Annotated in this window: 16 protein-coding genes and 1 pseudogene; 6 read left to right on the top strand and 11 right to left on the bottom strand. The window is 70.6% G+C overall.

Going from position 1 to position 22,346, the window contains the following annotated elements; translation table 11 throughout:
- Nucleotides 1-100: 100 nt before the first annotated feature.
- From pyrE to nrdR, 5 genes are all read right to left on the bottom strand, one after another.
- Entirely contained in the window at nt 101-625 is a 525-nt protein-coding gene (pyrE, locus tag ACN269_RS27365; protein WP_421475119.1) for an orotate phosphoribosyltransferase, read from the bottom strand.
- Between the two features lie 29 nt (nt 626-654).
- Nucleotides 655-1,623: a CU044_5270 family protein gene (locus tag ACN269_RS27360; RefSeq protein WP_421475118.1), complete on the bottom strand. Its 969-nt coding sequence runs from the start codon at nt 1,621-1,623 to the stop codon at nt 655-657.
- A gap of 18 nt (nt 1,624-1,641) precedes the next feature.
- Nucleotides 1,642-2,211, bottom strand: coding sequence for an RNA polymerase sigma factor (locus ACN269_RS27355; RefSeq protein WP_421475117.1), 570 nt, complete (start codon nt 2,209-2,211; stop codon nt 1,642-1,644).
- Between the two features lie 238 nt (nt 2,212-2,449).
- Nucleotides 2,450-5,356: a vitamin B12-dependent ribonucleotide reductase gene (locus tag ACN269_RS27350; RefSeq protein WP_421475116.1), complete on the bottom strand. Its 2,907-nt coding sequence runs from the start codon at nt 5,354-5,356 to the stop codon at nt 2,450-2,452.
- A gap of 35 nt (nt 5,357-5,391) precedes the next feature.
- Complete coding sequence (gene nrdR / locus ACN269_RS27345) at nt 5,392-5,892, bottom strand: transcriptional regulator NrdR (protein WP_421475115.1); 501 nt, start codon at nt 5,890-5,892, stop codon at nt 5,392-5,394.
- Between the two features lie 518 nt (nt 5,893-6,410).
- Here nrdR and lexA point away from each other — a divergent pair.
- Nucleotides 6,411-7,196: a transcriptional repressor LexA gene (gene lexA, locus ACN269_RS27340; protein WP_421475114.1), complete on the top strand. Its 786-nt coding sequence runs from the start codon at nt 6,411-6,413 to the stop codon at nt 7,194-7,196.
- 116 nt (nt 7,197-7,312) lie between these two features.
- On the opposite strand, the gene ACN269_RS27335 is transcribed toward lexA, so the two are convergent.
- Nucleotides 7,313-9,082: a hypothetical protein gene (locus ACN269_RS27335; protein WP_421475113.1), complete on the bottom strand. Its 1,770-nt coding sequence runs from the start codon at nt 9,080-9,082 to the stop codon at nt 7,313-7,315.
- A gap of 50 nt (nt 9,083-9,132) precedes the next feature.
- Nucleotides 9,133-10,587: a GTPase HflX gene (hflX, locus tag ACN269_RS27330; RefSeq protein ID WP_421475112.1), complete on the bottom strand. Its 1,455-nt coding sequence runs from the start codon at nt 10,585-10,587 to the stop codon at nt 9,133-9,135.
- Nucleotides 10,588-10,772: 185 nt separating this feature from the next.
- Here hflX and ACN269_RS27325 point away from each other — a divergent pair, with 185 nt between their 5' ends.
- On the top strand, nt 10,773-12,239 hold the full coding sequence (locus tag ACN269_RS27325; RefSeq protein ID WP_421475111.1) for an NAD-dependent malic enzyme: 1,467 nt from the start codon (nt 10,773-10,775) through the stop codon (nt 12,237-12,239).
- A 335-nt stretch (nt 12,240-12,574) separates the two neighbouring features.
- On the opposite strand, the gene dapF is transcribed toward ACN269_RS27325, so the two are convergent.
- The 3 genes from dapF to ACN269_RS27310 are packed head-to-tail and all read right to left on the bottom strand — an operon-like array spanning nt 12,575 to nt 15,067.
- Nucleotides 12,575-13,432: a diaminopimelate epimerase gene (dapF, locus tag ACN269_RS27320; RefSeq protein WP_421475110.1), complete on the bottom strand. Its 858-nt coding sequence runs from the start codon at nt 13,430-13,432 to the stop codon at nt 12,575-12,577.
- A 7-nt stretch (nt 13,433-13,439) separates the two neighbouring features.
- Nucleotides 13,440-14,459, bottom strand: a complete 1,020-nt coding sequence (miaA, locus tag ACN269_RS27315) for a tRNA (adenosine(37)-N6)-dimethylallyltransferase MiaA (RefSeq protein ID WP_421475109.1) — start codon at nt 14,457-14,459, stop codon at nt 13,440-13,442.
- Nucleotides 14,342-15,067, bottom strand: a complete 726-nt coding sequence (locus ACN269_RS27310; protein WP_421475108.1) for a hypothetical protein — start codon at nt 15,065-15,067, stop codon at nt 14,342-14,344. Before ACN269_RS27310 ends, miaA begins: the two co-directional genes overlap by 118 nt.
- A 201-nt stretch (nt 15,068-15,268) precedes the next feature.
- Between ACN269_RS27310 and ACN269_RS27305 the strand changes: the two genes are divergently transcribed.
- The 4 genes and pseudogenes from ACN269_RS27305 to ACN269_RS27290 all read left to right on the top strand — a co-directional run bounded on the left by ACN269_RS27305 (nt 15,269) and on the right by ACN269_RS27290 (nt 20,800).
- On the top strand, nt 15,269-16,477 hold the full coding sequence (locus tag ACN269_RS27305) for a DUF349 domain-containing protein (RefSeq protein WP_421475107.1): 1,209 nt from the start codon (nt 15,269-15,271) through the stop codon (nt 16,475-16,477).
- A 1,054-nt stretch (nt 16,478-17,531) separates the two neighbouring features.
- Entirely contained in the window at nt 17,532-19,139 is a 1,608-nt protein-coding gene (locus tag ACN269_RS27300; protein WP_421475106.1) for a cellulase family glycosylhydrolase, read from the top strand.
- 290 nt (nt 19,140-19,429) lie between these two features.
- Nucleotides 19,430-19,831: pseudogene (locus tag ACN269_RS27295) on the top strand (cellulose binding domain-containing protein); the annotation flags it as partial.
- Between the two features lie 69 nt (nt 19,832-19,900).
- Nucleotides 19,901-20,800 (top strand): pectate lyase family protein, encoded by a 900-nt coding sequence (locus tag ACN269_RS27290; protein WP_421476593.1) that lies wholly within the window; start codon nt 19,901-19,903, stop codon nt 20,798-20,800.
- Nucleotides 20,801-20,846: 46 nt separating this feature from the next.
- On the opposite strand, the gene miaB is transcribed toward ACN269_RS27290, so the two are convergent.
- Nucleotides 20,847-22,325: a tRNA (N6-isopentenyl adenosine(37)-C2)-methylthiotransferase MiaB gene (gene miaB, locus ACN269_RS27285; protein WP_421475105.1), complete on the bottom strand. Its 1,479-nt coding sequence runs from the start codon at nt 22,323-22,325 to the stop codon at nt 20,847-20,849.
- Nucleotides 22,326-22,346: the final 21 nt, after the last annotated feature.

Genomic DNA, 22,346 nt, shown 5'->3' with positions numbered 1-22,346 from the left:
ATGTCGAGTCGATCACCAGCCCGCGGACGGTTCCACTCGTCGTCCTGCCGGGGCGGGTCCGACAGCGCCACGGGGCATCGCAGCCGACTTGTCCGACGACTCAGCCCGGGAGGGAGGATTCGAGGTCACGACGGGTGAGTGCGGCATCCAACCGCAGCCCTTCGGCCGCCAAATTTTCCCGTCCGCCCTGCTCCCGGTCGATGGCGCAGACCACCGAGTCGACCTTCGCGCCGGCGGCCCGTAGCTGCCGGCACGACGCCAGCAACGCGCCGCCGGTGGTCACCACGTCCTCGATCACCACGACCCGCCGGCCGTCGACCGGGCTGCCCTCGGCCGCCTTGCCGGTGCCGTACTCCTTCGCCTGCTTGCGGACGAACGCGGTCGGCAGCCCGGTCAGCTGCGACATCACGGTGGCGATCGGGATGCCGCCCATCTCCATTCCCGCCAGCACGTCACACTCGGGCAGCAGGACGACCATCGCCTCGGCCACCTCCCGCAACAGGCCCGGCTCCGCCTCGAACAGGTACTTGTCGAAGTACTCGTCGCTCGTCTGACCGGAGCGCAGGAGGAACGACCCGGTCAGGTGGCACGTTTCGTAGACGCGATCCGCAAGGGGAGAAGTCATACCGTCAGCCTCGCAAAGACCCGTACGGGTCAGGGCAGTTGGCCCGGTCGGTCGACGATGGCGATACGCAGTACCGCGATTGCGGCGTACATCGACTCCTTGCCGTTGCGTACCAACGATGTTCGGGTGCCGAGAAAGGCATGGGTGTCCCGGTCGAAGAGGAAGTCATCGTTACCACCGATCACACCGGGCATCCGAATCGCCACCCCGTGCCGACCTGCGGCGTCCACCACGTCGCCTGATATGACGACTGCCCCCGGCTGCCGTGCCAGCAGTTCGAACAGTGCCGCTCGCGCTCGGGGCGGCACGTAGCCGCCGTAGAGCATCGACCGCGCGGTCGTGTACGGCATGCTCTCGCTCCCGTAGACGGCCTTCTCGTCGGCCCCTTCGGGTAGATGCAGGTCGACCGGGTGTTCCCGAAGGTAGCGAAGCAGCTCGTCCGGATCGGTGGGCAGGTCGCCGTGGTACGCCGGCGGCGGAAACGCGTCGAGTTCCTTCTCCGGGTCGGCCGGATCCTCCTCGCGGAGGACCGTGAGCTCGCCCCATCCGTTCGGGTCGCTCTCCGGTCGATAGCGTGCCTGCGTATACGCGACGCCACCGGCCGACTGCCACAGTTGGTTCCGGGTCGTCCGGTACGGACCGCTGTCCGGCAGGTCGCGGATCGTCGCCAGGGACTCCATGAAGACGTACTGCTCGGGGCGGGCGGTGAGCTCCGGCTGCTGCCGGGCGGCGTCGGCCGCCAGGTGGAAGATCTCCGACGCGCTGGCGCTGGGCGGCGACTGGTCGCCGAACCTCATGGTCTGGACCGCCAGCGCACCGGCGGTCAGCGTCACCGCCATCCCGGCCGCTCCGGCCAGACGCCAACCACGCAGGAATCGGGTACGGCGTCCGGCCGTACGGCCCGCCGACGCCAGCTCGGCCCGTTGGGCGACGTGTGCGCTCAGGTCCCGGAGAAGCTGCTCCTCGAAACCCTGCGGCGACCGTTCAGTCGTGTTCATCGTCAGCTCCGTCTCAGCTCAGGCGAGGGTGGTGACCGGGCGGGCGAGCACCGCGCGGACGAGGCGGCGGGCGCGGTGCAGCCGGACCCGAGCGGCGACCGGCGACATCCCGAGCGCTGACGCCGCCTCCGCGACGGTGAGGCCGTCCACGGCGACGAGTTCGACGAGCGTCCGGGTGCCCTCGGGGAGTTCGCTGAGTGCCCGGTGGGTGCGGCGGGCCGCCGACTCGGCGTCGATCCGCTCCTCGATGCGCGCGATGTCGTCGGGGTTGAGGTCCCGTCGTCCGGCCAGTCGGCCGGTCACCCGCAGGCGTTGGGCGGCCCGTCGCCGCTCGTCGCCGATGACGTGGCGGGCCACCCCGTACAGCCAGCCGATCTGGCTACCGCGGTCCGGCCGGTAGCCGGCCGCCGACTCGATCACCGCCAGGAACACGTCGGCGGTCAGGTCGGCAGCGAGATGTGGGTCGTCGACCCGCCGCGCCACGAAGCGGCCCACCGCCTCCAGGTGCCGCCGGTAGAAGACCTCGAAGGCCGCTGGATCAACCCCGATCGCGGAAATGTCGTCATCGGCTCGGCTCGGCTCGTTCACAGGCCGTCCTCCCTCGCGCGTTCACACCTCTTCTTCGTCCGGCGAAGCACGGGCGTTACCAAACGGCGCGAGCCAACAGCCCCGGTTTCGCGCCGCCGCCATGATCACCTGATGCTGAACAGTCAGCGTGGCTCATCCACAACTACTGAGCATCAAGTGATCGAGCCGGCGTGGTAGGAAAAACGGCGCTGCCCCGACCTCACGAAGGAGGCCGGGGCAGCGCCGCGTTACGTGTACGTCAGCTGCAGCCGCTGGTGGAGCCGCAGCCCTCGCAGACGTAGCAGCTACCGGCCGGGCGCATCTTCGTACCGCAGGTGAAGCAGAGCGGCGCGTCGGCGGCCTTGCCGATCACGGCCTCCAGCAGCTCGGTGCTGGAACCCACGCTCGTCACCGGCTTGGCGGCGGCCACGTCGGCCATCTCCTGGGCCGGCTGGGCGACCGCCTCGGGCTTGGCGGGAGCCTCCACCGGAGCGGACGACGCCATGGCGGTGAGGTCGGCACCGCTCACGGCGGCGGCCTCGGCGTCGGCCTCGGCCCGCAGCTGGGCGGCCCGCTCGCCGGCGGTGAAGATGCCCAGCTCGGCGCGGCGCTCGTAGGGCAGGAAGTCGAGCGCCAGGCGACGGAAGATGTAGTCCATCACCGAGGCCGCCATCCGCACGTCCGGGTCGTCGGTCATACCGGCCGGCTCGAAGCGCATGTTGGTGAACTTGCTGACGAACGTCTCCAGCGGCACGCCGTATTGCAGGCCGATGCTGATGGCCACCGAGAAGGCGTCCATCACGCCGGCCAGGGTCGAGCCCTGCTTGGACATCTTGAGGAAGACCTCGCCGAGGCCGTCGTCCGGGTAGGACGACGCGGTGAGGTAGCCCTCGGCGCCACCGACGGAGAAGCTGACCGTCTCGGACGGGCGCTTCTTCGGCAGGCGCTTGCGCACCGGCCGGTACTCGATGACCTTCTCCACCGCGGCCGGCGCGGCGGCGGCGATCTCGACGGCGGCCGGCTCGCTGGCCTTGTTGTTCTTGGCGACCGAGAGCGGCTGGCCGACCTTGCAGTTGTCCCGGTAGATCGCCAGGGCCTTGAGACCGAGCTTCCAGCCCTCGAAGTAGATCTTCTCGACGTCCTCGACGGTGGCCGCCTCCGGCATGTTGACCGTCTTGGAGATGGCGCCGGAGACGAACGGCTGGATGGCCGCCATCATCCGCACGTGGCCCATCGGGGCGATGGTGCGCTCGCCCATGGCGCAGTCGAAGACCGGGTAGTGCTCCGGCTTGAGGCCGGGGGCGTCCACCACGTGGCCGTGGTCGGCGATGTGCTCGACGATCGCCTCGACCTGCTCCTCGGGGTAGCCGAGGCTGCGCAGGGCGCGGGGCACGGTCTGGTTGACGATCTGCATCGAGCCGCCGCCGACCAGCTTCTTGAACTTGACCAGCGCCAGGTCCGGCTCCACGCCGGTCGTGTCGCAGTCCATCATGAAGCCGATCGTGCCGGTCGGCGCGAGGACGCTCGCCTGCGCGTTGCGCCAACCGAACTTGTCACCGATCTTGTTGCCCTGGGTCCACTGCTTGGTCGCCTCACGGACGATCGCGGTAGCCACCGGGCTGGTCGGCTTGATCTCGTCGTTGGCGGCGGCGTGCTTGCGCATGACCCGCTTGTGCGGCTCGGCGTTGCGGGCGTAGCCGTCGTACGGGCCGACCACGCCGGCCAGCTCGGCCGAGCGGCGGTACGCGGTGCCGGTCATCAGCGACGTGATGGCGGCGGCGACCGAGCGGCCCTGCTCCGAGTCGTAGGGCAGACCGGACGCCATCAGCAGGGCGCCCAGGTTCGCGTAGCCGATGCCGAGCTGCCGGTAGGCGCGGGACGTCTCACCGATCTTGTCGGTCGGGAAGTCCGCGAAGCAGATCGAGATGTCCATCGCGGTGATGACGAACTCGACGGACTTGACGAACTTCTCCACCTCGAAGCCGCCGTCGGCGCGGAGGAACTTCATCAGGTTGAGCGAGGCCAGGTTGCACGAGGAGTTGTCCAGGTGCAGGTACTCCGAGCAGGGGTTCGACGCGGTGATCCGCCCGGTCTCCGGGCAGGTGTGCCAGTCGTTGATCGTGTCGTCGTACTGCAGGCCCGGGTCGGCGCACTCCCAGGCGGCCTGGGAGATGGCACGGAAGAGGTTCTTGGCGTCGACGGTCTCGATCGTCGCGCCGTCGAGGCGGCCGCGCAGGTCGAAGCCCTTGCCGTTCTCGACCGCCGACATGAACTCGTCGGATACCCGGACGGAGTTGTTGGCGTTCTGGTACTGCACGCTGACGATGTCCGAGCCGCCGAGGTCCATGTCGAACCCGGCGTCCCGCAGCGCGCGGATCTTGTCTTCCTCGCGCGCCTTGGTGACCACGAACTCCTGGATGTCCGGGTGGTCGACGTCGAGGATGACCATCTTGGCCGCGCGTCGGGTGGCGCCGCCGGACTTGATGGTGCCGGCGGAGGCGTCCGCGCCGCGCATGAAGCTGACCGGGCCGGAGGCGTTGCCACCGGAGGAGAGCAGCTCCTTCGACGAGCGGATCCGCGACAGGTTGACGCCGGAGCCGGAGCCGCCCTTGAAGATCAGCCCCTCCTCCTTGTACCAGTCCAGGATGGAGTCCATCGAGTCGTCGACGGCCAGGATGAAGCAGGCGCTGACCTGCTGCGGCGACGGCGTGCCGACGTTGAACCAGACCGGCGAGTTGAAGCTGAACACCTGGTGCAGCAGCATCCAGGTCAGCTCGTGCGCGAAGATCTCGGCGTCGGCCGGGCTGGCGAAGTAGCCGTACTCCTCGCCCGCGGTGCGGTAGGTGGTGACCACCCGGTCGATGAGCTGCTTGAGCGACCACTCCCGCTCCGGGGTCCCCACCGCGCCCCGGAAGTACTTGGTGGTCACGATGTTCGCCGCGTTGACGCTCCACGACTCCGGGAACTCCACGCCCCGCTGCTCGAAGTTGATCGAGCCGTCCCGCCAGTTCGTCATCACGACGTCCCGGCGCTCCCACGAGACCTCGTCGTACGGGTGGACCCCCTCCGTCGTCCACACGCGCTCGATCTTCAGCCCCGCGCCTGCCTTGTTCCGTGAACGGCTCGTTGTCACGCCGTCGCCCCCCTCGTCTGCGCGGTCACCCACCGCGCGTCCTGATCTCTCGGAAAAACAGTGAAGTCTCAGTTGCTCCGGCCGGCGGCCTCGACCGCGTCGGCCGGACCCTGCTCCCGGGCCCGTGCCGCAGCCCGCAACGTCTCGATCTCGCGCTCGAAGTCGGCGAGCGAGTCGAAGGAGCGGTAGACGCTGGCGAACCGCAGGTAGGCGATCTCGTCCAGGTCGCGTAGCGGACCCAGGATCGCCAGGCCCACGTCATGGCTGGGGATCTCGGCGGCCCCCTTGGCCCGGACCGTCTCCTCCACCCGCTGCGCGAGCAGCGCGAGCGAGTCGTCGTCCACCGGCCGGCCCTGGCACGCCTTGCGCACCCCGCCGATGATCTTCGTACGGCTGAACGGCTCGGTCACCCCGCTGCGCTTGACGACCGCGAGGACCGCCTCCTCGACGGTGGTGAACCGCTTGCCGCACTCCGGGCAGGAACGTCGCCGCCGGATGAGCTGACCGTCGTCGGCCTCCCGCGAATCGACCACCCGGGAGTCGGCGTGCCGGCAGTACGGACACCGCATCGCGGACCCCCTAATCATGATCAATCACGTCGTACCGGACACACCCGGGCACAGGCCGCCGCAACGGTGCCATGCGCTCATGGCGCCCGCTGTGGTCGACCCTACGGGAGTGCGGTCGGTAGTCAGACCCAACCTGTGGGCAACTTACGCCCGTGTCACTACTACATCTAGGGGTCGACCGTATGTCGCTGACGAACCCGGGTCAAGTTGACCGGCGTGTCCGGCGCGTCACGGACGATCGGCGTCGTCCACCCCCGCGAAACCAACGCCGACACCCCCTCCGGGTTACCCGCCACCCGCCCGAACCCGATCGCGAATCCGTCGGCCAATCGAACACGCGTGCTACTCGACGTACCATTTATCAGAACATCCGTACGAGGAGAGTGGTTTTTCACCCCGACACGCCGGTGAGAGGTCGTACAGATGTTTGAAAATGACCGATCTCACCTATACGGTCAGGAACAACCGCACGCACCACGAGCCGACGAGGCACCCAGCGCCGACCAGGGAGGACGGACGTGACCGAGGACCGGGCCAGCCGGCCGAAAAGCCCGCAGCAGATTACCGAGGCGGGCCCGCCGGCCACCCGACGCCGCACCGCCGCACGCAGCCGGACGGGTCAGCCCGCCGTGCGCCCGGTCACGCCGGTGGTCAGCGCCTTCCCCGACCCGGCGACGGTCGACCTGACCGCCCGCCAGCGCCGCATCCTTGAGTTCATCCGCACCTGGGTGGAGCGGCACGGCTATCCGCCGAGCGTCCGGGAGATCGGCGAGGCGGTCGGCCTGGTGTCCCCGTCGAGCGTCGCCTACCAGCTCAAGGAGCTGGAGAAGAAGGGCTTTCTGCGCCGCGACCCCAACCGGCCGCGTGCCGTGGACGTCCGCGCGCCCAGTGAAGCCATCGACGACGAGCTGTCGCGCGCCCAACGGCCCGCCCCGGCGTACGTGCCGATGCTCGGCCGGATCGCCGCCGGTGGGCCGATCCTCGCCGAACAGGCCGTGGAGGACATCTTCCCCCTCCCCCGCGAGCTGGTGGGCGAGGGCGAGGTGTTCATGCTCCAGGTCAAGGGCGACTCGATGCTCGACGCGGCCATCTGCGACGGTGACTGGGTCGTCGTGCGGCAGCAGCCGACCGCCGACTCGGGCGAGATCGTGGCCGCCATGCTCGACGGCGAGGCGACCGTCAAGACCTACCGTCGCCGCGACGGGCACGTCTGGCTGATGCCGCAGAACCCGGCCTTCGACCCGATCGCCGGTGACGACGCCACCATCATGGGCCGGGTCGTGGCGGTACTCCGCCGGATCTGACCGACACGCGGGTGGGTGCCGTCGGCGCTCACCCGCGTCGCTCGACCGTTCGCACGTCACTGACCTGGCCGGGCCATCGCTCTCGGTGCGGCCCAGGTGACGCCGGTCGCGTCGCGTCAGTAGCGGTCGCCCCGTGGGCCACGACCCCCGCCGGGGTACTGCCCGTACGGATCGACGGGCGCATCATCCTCACGTCGGCGACCGGGCCGCTGAGCCCGGTAGTCCGGTTCCTGGCCGCCACCGCGCCGTGGCGGCTCGGCCCGACCACCGCCGGCCCGACCACCGCCGGGCTGGCCACCGCCGGGCTGGCCACCGCCGGGCTGGCCACCGCCGCCGTACACGCCGCCGCCCGGTCGGCCACCACCGGACCGACCACCGCCGCCACCACCGGACCGACCACCGCCGGCACCGCCGGGACCGCCGGAACGACCGCCGCCGTACACACCGCCGCCGGCCGGAGCGCCGCCGCCACCCCCACCGGGCCGGGCACCGCCGTAACCGCCTCCCGCCGGGCCGGCCGGACGCCCACCTCCGGTACCGGCCGGTCGTTGACCCCCGCCGCCCGCGCCGCTGGGGCGTGCGCCGCCACCGCCGTAGACGGCACCGCCAGCGGGAGCGGGGCCACCCCGGCCGGAGCCGCCGTAGACCCCGCCGCTGGCTGCCGCGCCGCCGTACACGCCGGCGTTGGGACGACCGCCGCCCGGCGGAACACGGTCGGCCCCGGACGTGCCAGCGCGGTCGTCGGCGCCATCCGCCGAATCGTCGTCCTTGGGGGGCCGTCGGCGGGCGAGCACGATGCCGATGATGCCGGCACCGACGAGCAGCAGACCGAGTACGCCGACCGCGCCCACCAGATAGGTGATGTCGGTGAAGCTGAGCCCGTCCATCCAGGATCCCTTGGCCGCCGGCTTGTCGCCCGTGGTCGCCGCCAACGGCGCCGCCGCGCTGGTGGACGGCGTGTAGCTCAGGATGTCGACCGGCTCGTCGGCGGCGAACTGACCGGCGTCGGAGACCGTGACGAAGGACTTGCCGTCCGGGGTGTAGGAGATCGCCTCGCCGAACGGGTCGGCCAGCGGCGTCACCCGCGGCTTGCCGGTGGTGAGCGCTTCGACGATGTTGTCGCCGGTGACGTCGTACTCGAAGGCGTCCGCGTAGGTGCGGACGACGACGCGGGTGCCGTCCGGCGAACGGGCCGCGCCGGTGATCGCGAGCCGTCCGTAGACGCTCAGCGGGTTCTCGGTGGTGGTCTTCGGCAGCTTGATCTCGCCGACCTTCTTCATCGGCACCGGCGGGGTGTCGCCGTTCCTCAGCTTCGCCGTCGGGGTGAAGATCTCCGAGTTGCCGTTCGCCACCTTGGTGATGATCAGCGGCAGGCCGTCGGCCCCCACCAGCAGCGCCTCCGCGTCCCGGGGCTTGTTCTCCGGGTAGGAGAGCCGGTGCAGCACCGGCGGCTTGTTACCGGCGATCGGCATCGTCCAGACCGCGATCCGGGTACGCCGGTCCTTGCTGGTGGCGTTGTCGCCGATGTCACCGATCCACAGGGTGTCGCCCTTCGGCGAGACCGCGAGATCCTCGGTGTCGAGTGGCGAACTCGGGTAGCGGACCCCCTCCTTGACGACCTTGCACTTGCTGTCGAGAAAGAAGATCCGCTTACGCGATTCGACCTCGGTGCCGTCGTTGATGACGATGTAACCGCTCTTGGTGGCCACCAAGCCGGACAGCTCCCGCAGCCGCTCGTCGGTGACCGTGCAGCGCTTCTTGCCGGCGGCCGCGGCGAGCGGCTGGGACGACACGGGAGCGGGAGCGGCTACGGCGACTCCGGCCAGCGCCACGGTTGCCCCGAACAGGCCGAGGGCAACCGTGACCGAGGAAACAACGCGGCGCATTCGGCCAGTGTCGCATGCCGCGCGTTTCCGATGGATGACGCCGGGGCCGCTCAGGGGCGGCTGCCGACCGCTTCGCCCTCGCGCGTGACGTCGTACGGCGCCAGCTCGGCGGCGAGCGCCGCGCTGACCCGGACGTGCAGCAGAGTGCCTTCGGCCAGGTGCGACGTGCTGAGCACCTCGCCCGACCGGTGCACCCGGGACACCAGGTCGCCGCGGTCGTACGGCAGCACGGCCCGCACCTCCACGGCGGGCTGCGGGAGCCGCTCCTCGATCGCCGTGCGCAACCCGTCGATGCCCCGACCGGAGTGCGCCGAGACGAAGATCGCGTCCGGCCAGAGGCGCTTGAGCCGCAGCAGGGTGTCCTCGTCGGCGGCGTCGGTCTTGTTGACCACCAGCAGCTCGGGGAGCCGGTCCGCGCCCACCTCGGCGAGCACCTCGTGTACCGCCCGCACCTGCTCCTCCGGATCCGGGTGGGTGCCGTCGACGACGTGCACCACCAGATCGGCCTCCGCGACCTCCTCGAGCGTCGAGCGGAACGCCTCGACGATCTGGTGCGGCAGGTGCCGCACGAAGCCGACCGTGTCGGAGAGCGTGTAGAGCCGCCCGTCCGAGGCGGTGGCCTTGCGGGTCGTCGGGTCCAGCGTGGCGAAGAGCGCGTTCTCCACCAGGACGCCCGCGCCGGTCAGCCGGTTGAGCAGGCTGGACTTGCCGGCGTTGGTGTAGCCGGCGATGGCCACGGCGGGCACCGAGTTGCGGGTACGACGGGCGCGCTTGGTGACGCGTACCGTCTTCATGCTCTTGATCTCGCGACGCAGCCGGGAGATGCGGTGGCGGATGCGCCGCCGGTCGGTCTCCAGCTTGGTCTCACCGGGACCACGGACACCCACGCCGCCGCCGGCACCGCCGCCGCGACCGGAACCACCGGTCTGGCGGGACAGCGTCTCACCCCAACCGCGCAGCCGGGGCAGCAGGTATTCGAGCTGGGCCAGCTCGACCTGCGCCTTGCCTTCCTTGCTCTTGGCGTGCTGGGCGAAGATGTCCAGGATCAGCGCCGTCCGGTCGACGACCTTGACCTTGGTGCGCTGCTCCAGGTTGCGCAGCTGCGACGGGGACAACTCGCCATCGCAGATGACCGTGTCGGCGCCGGTGGAGAGCACCACCGCGCCGAGGTCGTCGACCTTGCCGCGCCCGATGTAGGTGGCGGGGTCGGGTCGGGTACGACGCTGGATCAGCCCTTCGAGCACCTGCGAGCCCGCCGTCTCGGCGAGCGCGGCCAGCTCGGTCAGGGAGTTCTCCGCGTCGGTCACCGTGCCCTCGGTCCAGACGCCCACCAGGACCACCCGCTCCAGCCGCAGCTGGCGGTATTCGACCTCGGTGACGTCGCTGAGCTCGGTGGAGAGGCCGGGGACGCGCCGGAGAGACTGCCGCTCCGACAGGTCCAGCTCGCCGGTGGTGACATCGTCGAACTCGTCCTCGACGGGGACGAAGTTCTCCTGGTCTCGCAAGCGGTTCTCCTGTCCGTTTTGATAAGTAGAACGTAATCCTGACACGTCACAACGCCCAGCGCACCTGCTATATGCCCGTGCTGGAGGTCGCCAAAAGCGGGGGCGAATACCAGTCGACCTCCACAACCCGGTAGAAATGCTCAGGCGGCGGCCGACCGGCCGCACAGCCGTGACGGAGGGATCCCGTGGCCATCACCCGACTGCCGAGCGCCGGATTTTCGATCACCATTCGGATCGCCGTGACCGCGGACGCCTCCTCGATCGGTCGGCTCACCACCTCCGTCGGGGAAGCCGGGGCGATCGTCACGGCGCTGGACGTGGTGGACTCGGACCCGACCCACGTGATCGTCGACCTGACCTGCGACACCGCCGACGCCAAGCACGCCGACCAGGTGGTCGACGCGCTCCGGGCGCTGGACGGCGTGGACGTGCGCAAGGTGTCCGACCGGACGTTCCTGCTGCACCTCGGCGGCAAGATCGAGGTGACCTCGAAGGTCGCGCTGCGCAACCGCGACGAGCTGTCCCGCGCGTACACCCCGGGGGTGGCCCGGGTCTGCATGGCGATCGCCGAGAACCCGGCGGACGCCCGGCGGCTGACCATCAAGCGCAACACCGTCGCGGTGGTCAGCGACGGCTCGGCCGTGCTCGGCCTGGGCAACCTGGGCCCCGCCGCCTCGCTGCCGGTGATGGAGGGCAAGGCGGCGCTGTTCAAGCGCTTCGGCGGGGTGGACGCCTGGCCGGTGGTGCTGGACACCCAGGACACCGACGAGATCGTGCAGATCGTCAAGGCCATCGCGCCCGCGTACGGCGGGATCAACCTGGAGGACATCGCCGCGCCGCGCTGCTTCGAGATCGAGGCCCGGCTGCGCGAGGCGCTGGACATCCCGGTCTTCCACGACGACCAGCACGGCACCGCGATCTGCGTGCTGGCCGCGCTGACCAACGCGCTGCGCGTCGTGGGCAAGCAACTCTCGGACGTCCGGGTGGTCGTCTCCGGCGCGGGCGCGGCCGGCACCGCGATCATGAAGCTGCTGCTGCGTCAGGGCGTCGGCGACATCATCGCGTACGACCGGCAGGGCGCCCTGCACCGCGGCCTGGCCGACCTGAACCCGGCCTGGCAGTGGCTGGCCGAGAACACCAACAAGGAGAACTACTCCGGCGACCTGCCCGGGGCGATCCGGGGCGCCGACGTGTTCATCGGGGTCAGCGCCCCGAACCTGCTCACCGGCGACGACATCGCGCAGATGGCCAAGGACGCGATCGTCTTCGCGCTGGCCAACCCGGACCCGGAGGTCGACCCGCGGGAGGCGCGCAAGTACGCCGCGGTGGTCGCCACCGGCCGCTCGGACCAGCCGAATCAGATCAACAACGTGCTCGCCTTCCCGGGCGTGTTCCGCGGGATGCTGGACGCGCACGCCGAGGAGTTCACCGAGGAGATGGCGATCGCAGCGGCGCGGGCCATCGCCGACGTCGTCGGCGAGGACAAGATCAACCCGACGGTGATCGTGCCGAGCGTCTTCGACTCTCGGGTGGCCCCGGCGGTCGCCGCCGCCGTCCGCGCCGCCGCGCACAACCCGAGCCCTCTCCCGGCCGCCGACCCCGGCCCGGCCGATCTCCCCGAGATCGCCGCAACCGCCAGCGCCACCCCCTGACCGCCTGACCGGCGCGTTACCGGGTGCCCGCGCGTTACCGGTGCCCGACGCATTGCCGGGCGCCCGGCGTATTGCCGGGCGCCCGGCGTATTGCCGAGTGCCCGGCGCGTTGCCGGCTGCCTGGCGCGTTGCCGCGTCGAGAGCGAGGAAAGCGCGGGAGGCGACCCTGATCGCCTCGTGCCCTTTGCTCTGCTTCAACCGACGCAACAGCTCGCTGTCCGATAACCGGACACCGGGTGTTGCGTGGAGTGAAGCAGAGCAAAGGACCAACAACAACCGACGGCAGCCGGCGAGCGGAAGTCCTTCAGCAGGGGGCGCGGCCCGAGCGAGCGGCGTCAGCGCCGAGCCTCAACGGGCAGGGCGGAGAGGTCGACCTCGCCGGTTGCTACCAGGACAGCCGGGCCGGAGAGCCAACAGGAGTCCGGGGTGACCGTGACCGTGACACGGCCGCCCGGGACGTCCACGGCCACCACACCGGTGTCTCGGCCCTCGTCGCGCAGGGCCACCGCGCCCACCGCGCACGCGCCGGTGCCGCAGGACAAGGTCTCGGCGCTGCCGCGCTCGTAGACCCGCATCAGAGTGTGGCCGTCCGTGCCGTCGACCGGGTCGCCCGGCGTGATGAACTCGACGTTCACGCCGGCCGGGAAGACCTCCGGGTCGAAACCGGGCGCGACGGTCAGATCGAGCCCGGCCAGGTCCACGCCGCTGGGCAGGACGCACACCAGATGCGGGTTGCCGACGTCCACGACCGTGCCGGACAGGGTCAGACCGCCCAGGGTGGCACTCGACTCGTCGTACATCCGGGGTCTGCGCATCTCGACGGAGACCGCGCCGCCCTCGACCAGCGCGCGCACGACGCCGGCGCGGGTGGCCACCGGCAACGCCGCGCCGGAGGGCGTGGCGAGCCCGGTGTCGAGCAGGTAGCGCACGAAGACCCGGGCGCCGTTGCCACACATCTCGGCGAACGAGCCGTCCGCGTTCCAGTAGTCCATGAACCACTCGGCCTCGCCGGCCTGTCCGGCGCCGTCGGGATGCTTGGCCGAGCGGACCACCCGCAGGACGCCGTCCGCGCCGATGCCGCGACGCCGGTCGCAGAGCGCCGCGACCAACTCCGGGGTCAGCTCGAGCTGACCGTCCGGGTCGGGCAGGAGGACGAAGTCGTTGCCGGTGCCGTGCCCCTTGGTGAACTCCACGACCCCATCATCGCGCAGCGGCCGGCACCAGACGCACGGCGGCCTCGATCAGGTCCGGCGCGGCGGAGTCCAGCCACTGGATGCGGGGGTCACGCCGGAACCAGGACCGCTGCCGGCGGACGAACCGCCGGGTGGCCCGGACCGTCTCGTCGTGCGCCTGCTCCTCGGTCAACTCCCCGTCCAGCAGGCGCAACACCTGCTGGTAGCCGAGCGCCCGGCTCGCCGTCCGCCCCTCGGCCAGACCCCGGCCGACCAGTTCGCGGGTCTCGTCGACCAGCCCGTCGGCCCACATCCGGTCCACCCGCAGTGCGATCCGCTCGTCCAGTAGCCCGGTGTCGAGGTCGACGCCGAGCTGCACCGACGGGTAGTACGGGGTGGGCTGCGGCAGCGACGCGGTGAACGGCGCGCCGGTCAGCTCGATCACCTCCAAGGCCCGGACGATCCGCCGGCCGTTGCCCGGCAGGATGCCCTCGGCGGCTACCGGGTCGACGGCACGCAGCCGGGCGTACAGCGGCGCCGGACCGACCTCGGCCAACTCGCGTTCCAGCCGTTCGCGCAGCGCCGCGTCGGTGCCCGGGAACTCGAAGCGCTCCAGCACCGCCCGCACGTACAGCCCCGAGCCACCCACCAGCAGCGGCACCCGCCCCCGGGCCAGGATGTCGTCCACCGCCGCGCGGGCCAGCCGCTGGTACTCCGCGACGCTGGCCGGCTCGCTCACCTCCCAGATGTCGAGCAGGTGGTGCGGCACGCCGTCCCGCTCGTCCGTGGTCAGCTTCGCGGTGCCGATGTCCATGCCCCGGTAGAGCTGCATCGAGTCCGCGTTGACCACCTCACCATCGAGGGCGTGCGCGAGCGCGATGCTCAACGCCGACTTGCCCGCCGCCGTCGGCCCCACCACCGCAACGACTGTCACATTCGCTCCCAGGACGCCACGAAGTAGGCCACCCCGTAGGGCGCCGACTCGTGCAGCAACTCGCCGCGCCACCCGCCGCCGCTGGCCCCTGCCGCGTCGGCGAGCACCTGCCACGCCGCCCGGCCGGCGACCTTCAACTGCGCCGACACACCGGGGTCCAGGTCGCGCAGGGCGTCCAGGTCCGCCTCGGCGAGGGCCGTGGCGACCCCTTCGTCGTACGGGAGAGCGCGCTGGTCGTCGTACCCGGGGGCCTGCTGGCCCCGGCAGGCCGATCCGTCCCCGAGTACGAGCAGCGCCACCCGGTCACCGGCGGCGGCGATCTCGGCGGCGAGCGCGGCCACCTCGACCGGCCCGGCGTCGGCGGTGACCTGCACGGCCTGCTGCTTCGACGCTGCCGGCAGCGGGACGTGCCGGGACAGCAGCCACGCGCCGATGGTCAGACTCAGCGGCAGCACGGCGCCCCGGTCCGGCTGGCCGGGGACCAGGGGCACGTCCAGGTCGACGCCCCACGGTTGGAGCGAGCCGGTGGCCGGAGGCCGGACCGGACCGGTCACCGGGCCGACGCCGAGCAGCACCACCACGTCCGGGCCGGTCGCCAACAGCCGACCAACGGCGAGATCGCAGGCCGATCGCAGGTCGTCCAGTTCGCTGGCGGCGGCACCGGCCACTTCGGGCACGAGCAGGGGCGGATGCGGGCAGACGGCGGCGGCGACCAGTGGCACCCTTTCACCGTAGCGGGAATCCCCGGTGCGTCTCCGCCGCGATCCGGTCAATCGGGCCCTAGGACACCGTATGGTCACGGTCGGCGATAGGCGCTCGACGCGGACCGGGTCGGACCTGTGACAATGCCGGAAGCAAGTTGGCTGCGCCGTGGCGGCGACGGGGGACGGCTCCCTCGACGCCGGGAGAACGAGGATGGGCACATGAGCGACTGGACTGCCTTCGGACGGGTGGACGCGGACGGCACCGTCTACGTCAAGACCGCCGAGGGCGAGCGGGTGGTCGGATCCTGGCAGGCAGGAGCGCCGGAGGAAGGGCTCGCGCACTTCGCGCGCCGCTTCGCCGACCTGGTCACCGAGGTGGATCTGACCGAAGCGCGGCTCAACTCGGGCGCGGCGGACGCCGGGCACTCGTTGAGCACGATCCGGCGGATCCGCGCCACGCTGCCGGAGGCCCACGTGGTCGGCGACATCGACGCCCTGACCGCCCGACTGGACAAACTGGCGACCCTCGCCGAGGAGAAGGCCACCGAGGCACGCGCCGCCCGGGACGCCGCCCGCGGTGAGGCTCTGGCCCGCAAGACCGCACTGGTCGAAGAGGCCGAGAAGCTCGCCGCGGAGTCGACCGGTTGGAAGACGGCCGGTGACCGGCTCAAGGAGATCCTCGACGAGTGGAAGACCATTCGTGGGGTCGACAAGAAGGCCGACGGCGAGCTGTGGAAGCGTTTCGCCGCCGCGCGGGACGGCTTCACCCGCCGCCGGGGCGCCCACTTCGCCTCCCTGGACGCGCAGCGCAAGCAGGCGCAGACCGTCAAGGAAGAGCTGGTCGCCGAGGCTGAGAAGATCCAGGACTCCACCGAGTGGGCGGCCACGGCCAACCAGCTCAAGGAGCTGATGACCCAGTGGAAGGCCGCGCCCCGCGCCTCCAAGGAGGCCGAGCAGAAGCTCTGGGAACGGTTCCGGGCCGCGCAGGACGCCTTCTTCACCCGGCGCAGCGAGGTCTTCTCGGCACGGGACAACGAGCAGCGCGGCAACCTGGAGCGTAAGCAGGCCCTGCTGGCCGAGGCCGAGGCCCTGGACATCGACGCCGACCCCAAGGGCGCCCAGGCCAAGCTGCGTGAGATCCAGGCGCAGTGGCACGAGGCCGGCCGGGTGCCGCGTGAGGCCGCCGCCGGCCTGGAGCGCCGGTTGCGCGTCATCGACGACAAGGTCCGCGAGGTGATGGACTCCGCGTGGCGGCGTACCACCAAGGAGGACAACCCGCTGCTCGCCCAGATGCGGGCCCAGGTGGCGGAGGCCGAGGAGCGGCTGGCCCGGGCGCAGAGCGCCGGGGACGCCCGGCGCATCAAGGAGGCCGAGCAGGCCCTCGCCTCGAAGCGGCAGTTCCTCCAGCTCGCCGAGCAGGCCGGCTGACCCGACGCAATCCGCGAGCCCTCGGTGCCCGAAAGGGACCGAGGGCTCGCGCGCATCCCACGCCCGCACGCCAAGATCGTCGTAACTTCGGGGAAGTTGCTGCCTCAGACGCCCGGGAGGCAGCAACTTCACCGAAGTTGTGAGGATCTTGGGGCGGTCTGACGCGGTGGGCGCAGGCAGGCGGCTTTGGGCCCGTGCCCATCGACATGATCACGCTCGATCCTGGATGTGTCATTGATTTAGTGGTGTCAGCGCCGTGACACCACTACATGCAGGACAACCGTTGCGTTAGGGCGATTGGCTGTTCGTCAACCCGCACTGCTTTGTCGATCATGGAGTTGTGGTGGGTGACAAAGACCCCTCATGGCCACCAAACCAGGCACCACAACTCCATGACCGACGAGGCCTTCTTCGCGATCTTGCACTTCCTGTCGTGACATAAGTGGGCATTGCCGCGCATTTCGGCGACCGAAAGTGCAAGATCGGCGCGGCGAGGCGTTCCCAGAGTGACGAACCCGGGGTGTCGGCAGCTCGCCGCACCCCTTGGCCCAAGCAACCGATCGCTAAGGCAACGGCGTTGACATGCAGAATCGAGCACGATCTTGTCCGAGCGCCCGGCGTGACGCGGGACCACGCAGGGCGGCGCGGCGCGGAGAAGCAGCGCAGGGCGGCGCGACGCTGGGCGGGGTGGGCGGAGCGACGCGGCGGGCGCAAGGGCGAGGCGACGCGGGCACGCAAGACCCGAGGGCGAGGCGACGCGAGACCCGGAGGCCGGGCGGCGCGCGGGTGGGAGCGGGACTGTGCGATGCGTCCAGTTGACGCATTGAGGTGGGCTGATGAGAATGGGCGACGGAGTCAGGTAGGGCCACCGGGCCGAGGGCGCCGACGGCGAGCATCGCCGTCGAGGATCGGCCGGTGTGCTGCCGCGAGTTTCCCGTCCGCGTGACATGGGCCGTCGCGCACTGTCCGCGTACCCCCAAGGGGCCGTGATGTGCGCACGGCCGCCTGCCGGCGTCGTCGATGGACGGCGTCGCGCATCCGAAGTGGAGCTCGAATGACCCGTACGAAAGCTCTCGGCGGCGCGCTGACCGCGCTCGCCACCGCCGCGGCCGGCGTGTTCCTCGCCGCCACCGTCAGCACCACCCCGGCTTCCGCCGCGGGCACCGGCACCGGCTATCTGCACACGAACGGTAACCAGATCGTGGACAGCACCGGGGCCACGGTCCGGTTGACCGGCATCAACTGGTTCGGCATGGAGACCGACAACAAGACCTTCCACGGGCTCTGGTCGAGCAATCCGTGGCGGGGTCAGCTCGACACGATGGCCCGGCTGGGCTACAACACGCTGCGGGTGCCGTACTCGAACGACTCGATCAAGGCCGGCGCGACCGCCACCGGCATCAACGATTTCGTGAACCCGGACCTGGTGGGCCTGTCACCGTTGCAGATCCTGGACAAGGTGATCGACTACGCCGGCAGCAAGGGGATGCGGATCATACTGGACCGGCACCGGCCGACGTCGGCGGGACAGTCGCCGCTGTGGTACACGTCGACGGTTTCCGAGGCGACCTGGATCAACGACTGGAAGATGCTCGCCCAGCGGTACGCGGGCAATCCGACGGTGATCGGCGCGGACCTGCACAACGAGCCGCACGCCGAGGGCACGAACCCGGCGGCGACCGGCGCGTGCTGGGGTTGCGGCGACACGAACCGGGACTGGCGGCTCGCCGCCGAGCGGGCCGGCAACGCCATCCTCGGTGTTCAGCCCAACTGGTTGATCTTCGTGGAGGGGGTGAGCTGCCCGAGCGGTGGTCTCTCCAACGTCTGGGACAACGACCCCAGCAACGACGAAGACTGCGGCTGGTGGGGCGGCAACCTGTCGAAGGCGGGTCAGTACCCGGTACGGCTGAACGTGGCGAACCGGCTGGTCTACTCGCCGCACGAGTACGCGACGTCGGTGTACCGGCAGACCTGGTTCGACGCCCCGGACTACCCGGCGAACCTGCCGGCCATCTGGGACAAGTACTGGGGTTACCTCTACAAGCAGAACATCGCCCCGATCATGATGGGTGAGTTCGGCAGCACCCTGGCCGACCCGAAGGACCGGGTGTGGCTGGAGAAGTTGATGGCGTACACCGGCACCGGAGTGACCGGAATGTCGTTCACCTACTGGTCGTGGAACCCGAACTCGGGTGACACCGGCGGTATCGCGCTCGACGACTGGACCAACGTCAACACCACCAAGCAGGCCATCCTGCAGCCGTACCTGATCGCCCCGAGCGGGGGTGGCCCCACCGGTGGCCCCACGGGCGGGCCGACCGGTGGCCCCACGGGCGGGCCGACGAGCGCGCCTCCGGGCGCCTGCACGGCCACCTACCGGCAGGTCAACGCCTGGCAGGGCGGCTTCCAGGGTGAGTTGACCCTGAAGAACACCGGCACTGCCGCGGTGAATCCCTGGTCAGCCACCTGGACCTGGCCGTCCGGCGTGACGCTGGGCAGCGGGTGGAACGCCACCGTCACGCAGTCCGGTACGACGGTCACGGCCGCCGCGCCCAGCCACGCGCCGTCTCTGGCGGCGGGCGCCTCGGTCACCGTGGGCTTCACCGCCAACGGTACGGCCAGCGCCCCGGCGACCGTGAAGCTCAACGGCGCGAGCTGTTGAGCAACCGAGGTGGTCGACGCCCACGCCGAGGGCGTCGGCCACCTCGGGCCGGGCGCGCACCAGCTCACGTGCAGGGCGAGCGCGGCCCGGCCGCACGGAGCATTTACATCCAGATACTTCTATGTTTCCATCGGGAAAGCGCTTGCCTCCGCCGCGGCCGGCGCGAGCGCGGGAGCCGCTCTCCGCACCGAATCGCACCGGCGGACCCGGGACGTGAGATCCCGGCCCACCTCGCCGCCCACGGGCATGGGCGTCGCGACGGTGTGTCCGCCTCACCGAAAGGAAGCAGCATGCGCACAGCACAGCGTCGAATGACGCTGCTCGCCACCACCGCCGCCGCAACCGCCGCGCTGGTCACCGGCGGTCTCCTGACGGCCGTATCGGCCCAGGCGGCAGCCGGCTGTCAGGTCGCCTACTCGGTCGCCAGCCAGTGGCCGGGCGGATTCACCGGCAACGTCACGGTCACCAACCTCGGCGACCCGGTCTCCGGGTGGACGCTGCGCTGGTCGTACGGGGCCGGCCAGCAGGTCAGCCAGGCGTGGGGGGCCACCGTCACGCAGAGCGGCGGCGAGGTGTCCGCCGCCAACGTCGACTACAACGGCAACCTGGCCACCAACGGCAGCGCCTCGTTCGGCTTCAACGCGAGTTGGAACAACTCCAGCAACCCCGCCCCGACCAGCTTCACCCTGAACAACGTGGCGTGCACCGGCGGCACCACCACACCGACCACCGCCGCACCGACCACCCCCGGCACGCCCACCATCTCACCGATCCCCAGCCAGTCGCCCCCCAGCGTCCCGCCGCAGACCGGCCTGGTCGGCTGGGCCACCCAGAACGGCGGCACCACCGGCGGAGGTGGCGCACCGACGACCACCGTCACGAACGCCTCGGCGCTCACCAGCGCGCTGAACGCGACCGGATCGGCGGTGATCCGGGTGTCCGGCACCATCTCCTGCTCCGGCATGCTGCGGGTCCGGTCCAACAAGACCATCCTCGGCAACTCCGGCGCGACGATCGTCGGCTGCGGGCTCAACGTCAGCGGTGACCGCAACGTCATCATCCGGAACCTGACCTTCCGGGACTGGAACGACGACGCGATCAACGTGCAGGAGTCGGCCACCAACGTCTGGATCGACCACAACACCTTCAGCAACGGGTACGACGGCGCGGTCGACATCAAGCGCGGCTCGGACTTCGTCACGGTGTCGTGGAACCGGGTCTTCAACCACGACAAGACCATGCTGCTCGGGCACAGCGACGACAACGGCGCCCAAGACACCGGGCACCTGCGGGTGACGTACCACCACAACTGGTTCGACGGCAGCAAGCAGCGCAACCCCCGGGTGCGCTTCGGCAACCCGGTGCACGTCTACAACAACTACTACCGGGCCAACACCGGCTACGGCGTGGCCTCCACCGAGAACGCGGGTGTGCTCGTCGAGGGCAACTACTTCGAGAACGTCCCCGACACGTACCACCTCGGCGAGGCCGACTCCGGGCCGGGCCGACTGGTCGCCCGCAACAACCACTTCGTCAACTCGCCCGCCGGCCAGACCGGTGGCAGCGTCGCCAGCATCCCGTACTCGTACCAACTGGACACCGCGAGCAACGTCAAGTCCATCGTGACGGGCGGCGCCGGCGCGGGTCGCATCACGGTCTGACCGTGCGTCGGTCGGGGTCCGCCGGGCCGGCGGGCCCCGACCGGGGTCAGTGCGCGGCGCAGCCGGTCGTCGGCGCGGGCGTCGCGGCCGGGGCACCGACCGTGGGCAGGCCAAGCAACACCCCGGGGGTACGCGGGGAGCGGCCGGCCTCGGCGGCGTCACCGGCCCGGGTACGGCGGTGCGACCGGGGCGCGCCGTCGGCGTTGAGGTGGTGCGGCGCGGCGTACGTGATCTCGGTGTGCACGATGTCGCCGGGGCGGATCGCCCCCGCGAAGCTGCCGGCGTCGAAGTGCACGAGACGTCCGTCACGGGCCCGGCCGGACAGCCGCCCGGTCCGGTCGTCCTTGCGGCCCTCGCCGACCGCGACCAGCACCTCGACGGTCTCCCCCACGAGGCGCTTGTTCTCCGCCCAGGTGATCTCCTCGACGGTGGCGATCAGCCGCTCGTAGCGCTCCTGCACGACCTGCTTGGGCAGTTGGCCGTCCATGGTCGCGGCGGGCGTGCCGGGGCGCTTGGAGTACTGGAAGGTGAAGGCCGACGAGAAGCGGGCCTCGCGCACCACGTCCAGCGTGCGCTGGAAGTCGGCCTCGGTCTCGCCCGGGAAACCGACGATGATGTCGGTGGTGATCGCCGCGTCCGGCATCGCCGCCCGGACCTTCTCGATGATTCCCAGGTACCGCTCGGAGCGGTACGACCGGCGCATCGCCTTCAGCACGTCGTCGGAGCCGGACTGCAACGGCATGTGCAGCGAGTGGCAGACGTTCGGGGTCTCGGCCATCGCGGCGATCACGTCGTCGGTGAAGTCCTTCGGGTGCGGGCTGGTGAACCGGACCCGCTCCAGGCCGTCGATCTCACCGGTCGCGCGCAGCAGCTTGCCGAACGCGTACCGGTCGCCGAACTCGACGCCGTACGAGTTGACGTTCTGCCCGAGCAGCGTCACCTCCAGCACGCCCTCGTCGACGAGCGCGCGCACCTCGGAGAGGATGTCGCCGGGGCGCCGGTCCTTCTCCTTGCCGCGCAGGGCGGGCACGATGCAGAACGTGCAGGTGTTGTTGCAGCCCACCGAGATCGAGACCCAGCCGGCGTAGGTGGACTCGCGGCGGGTCGGCAGCGTGGACGGGAAGACGTCCAGCGACTCCAGGATCTCCACCTCGGCGGCGGCGTTGTGCCGGGCCCGTTCCAGCAGGACCGGAAGCGCGCCGATGTTGTGCGTGCCGAAGACCACGTCCACCCAGGGCGCCTTGCGGACGATCTCGCCGCGGTCCTTCTGGGCCAGGCAGCCGCCCACCGCGATCTGCATCCCCGGGTGCTTGTCCTTCACCGGGCGCAGACGACCGAGGTTGCCGTAGAGGCGGTTGTCGGCGTTCTCCCGCACCGCGCAAGTGTTGAAGACGACGATGTCCGGGGTCTCGTCGGCCTGGGGGGCGCGGACGTAGCCGGCCTGTTCGAGCAGGCCGGAGATGCGCTCGGAGTCGTGCACGTTCATCTGGCAGCCGTACGTCACGACGTTGTAGGTCCTAGCCACCCTCTTGGTGCCCCTTCCCCT

Source organism: Micromonospora sp. WMMD736, from assembly GCF_049179015.1.
Lineage (GTDB): Bacteria > Actinomycetota > Actinomycetes > Mycobacteriales > Micromonosporaceae > Micromonospora.
The sequence above is the reverse complement of the archived record's forward strand: the minus strand, read 5'-3'. Positions and strand labels throughout refer to the sequence as shown.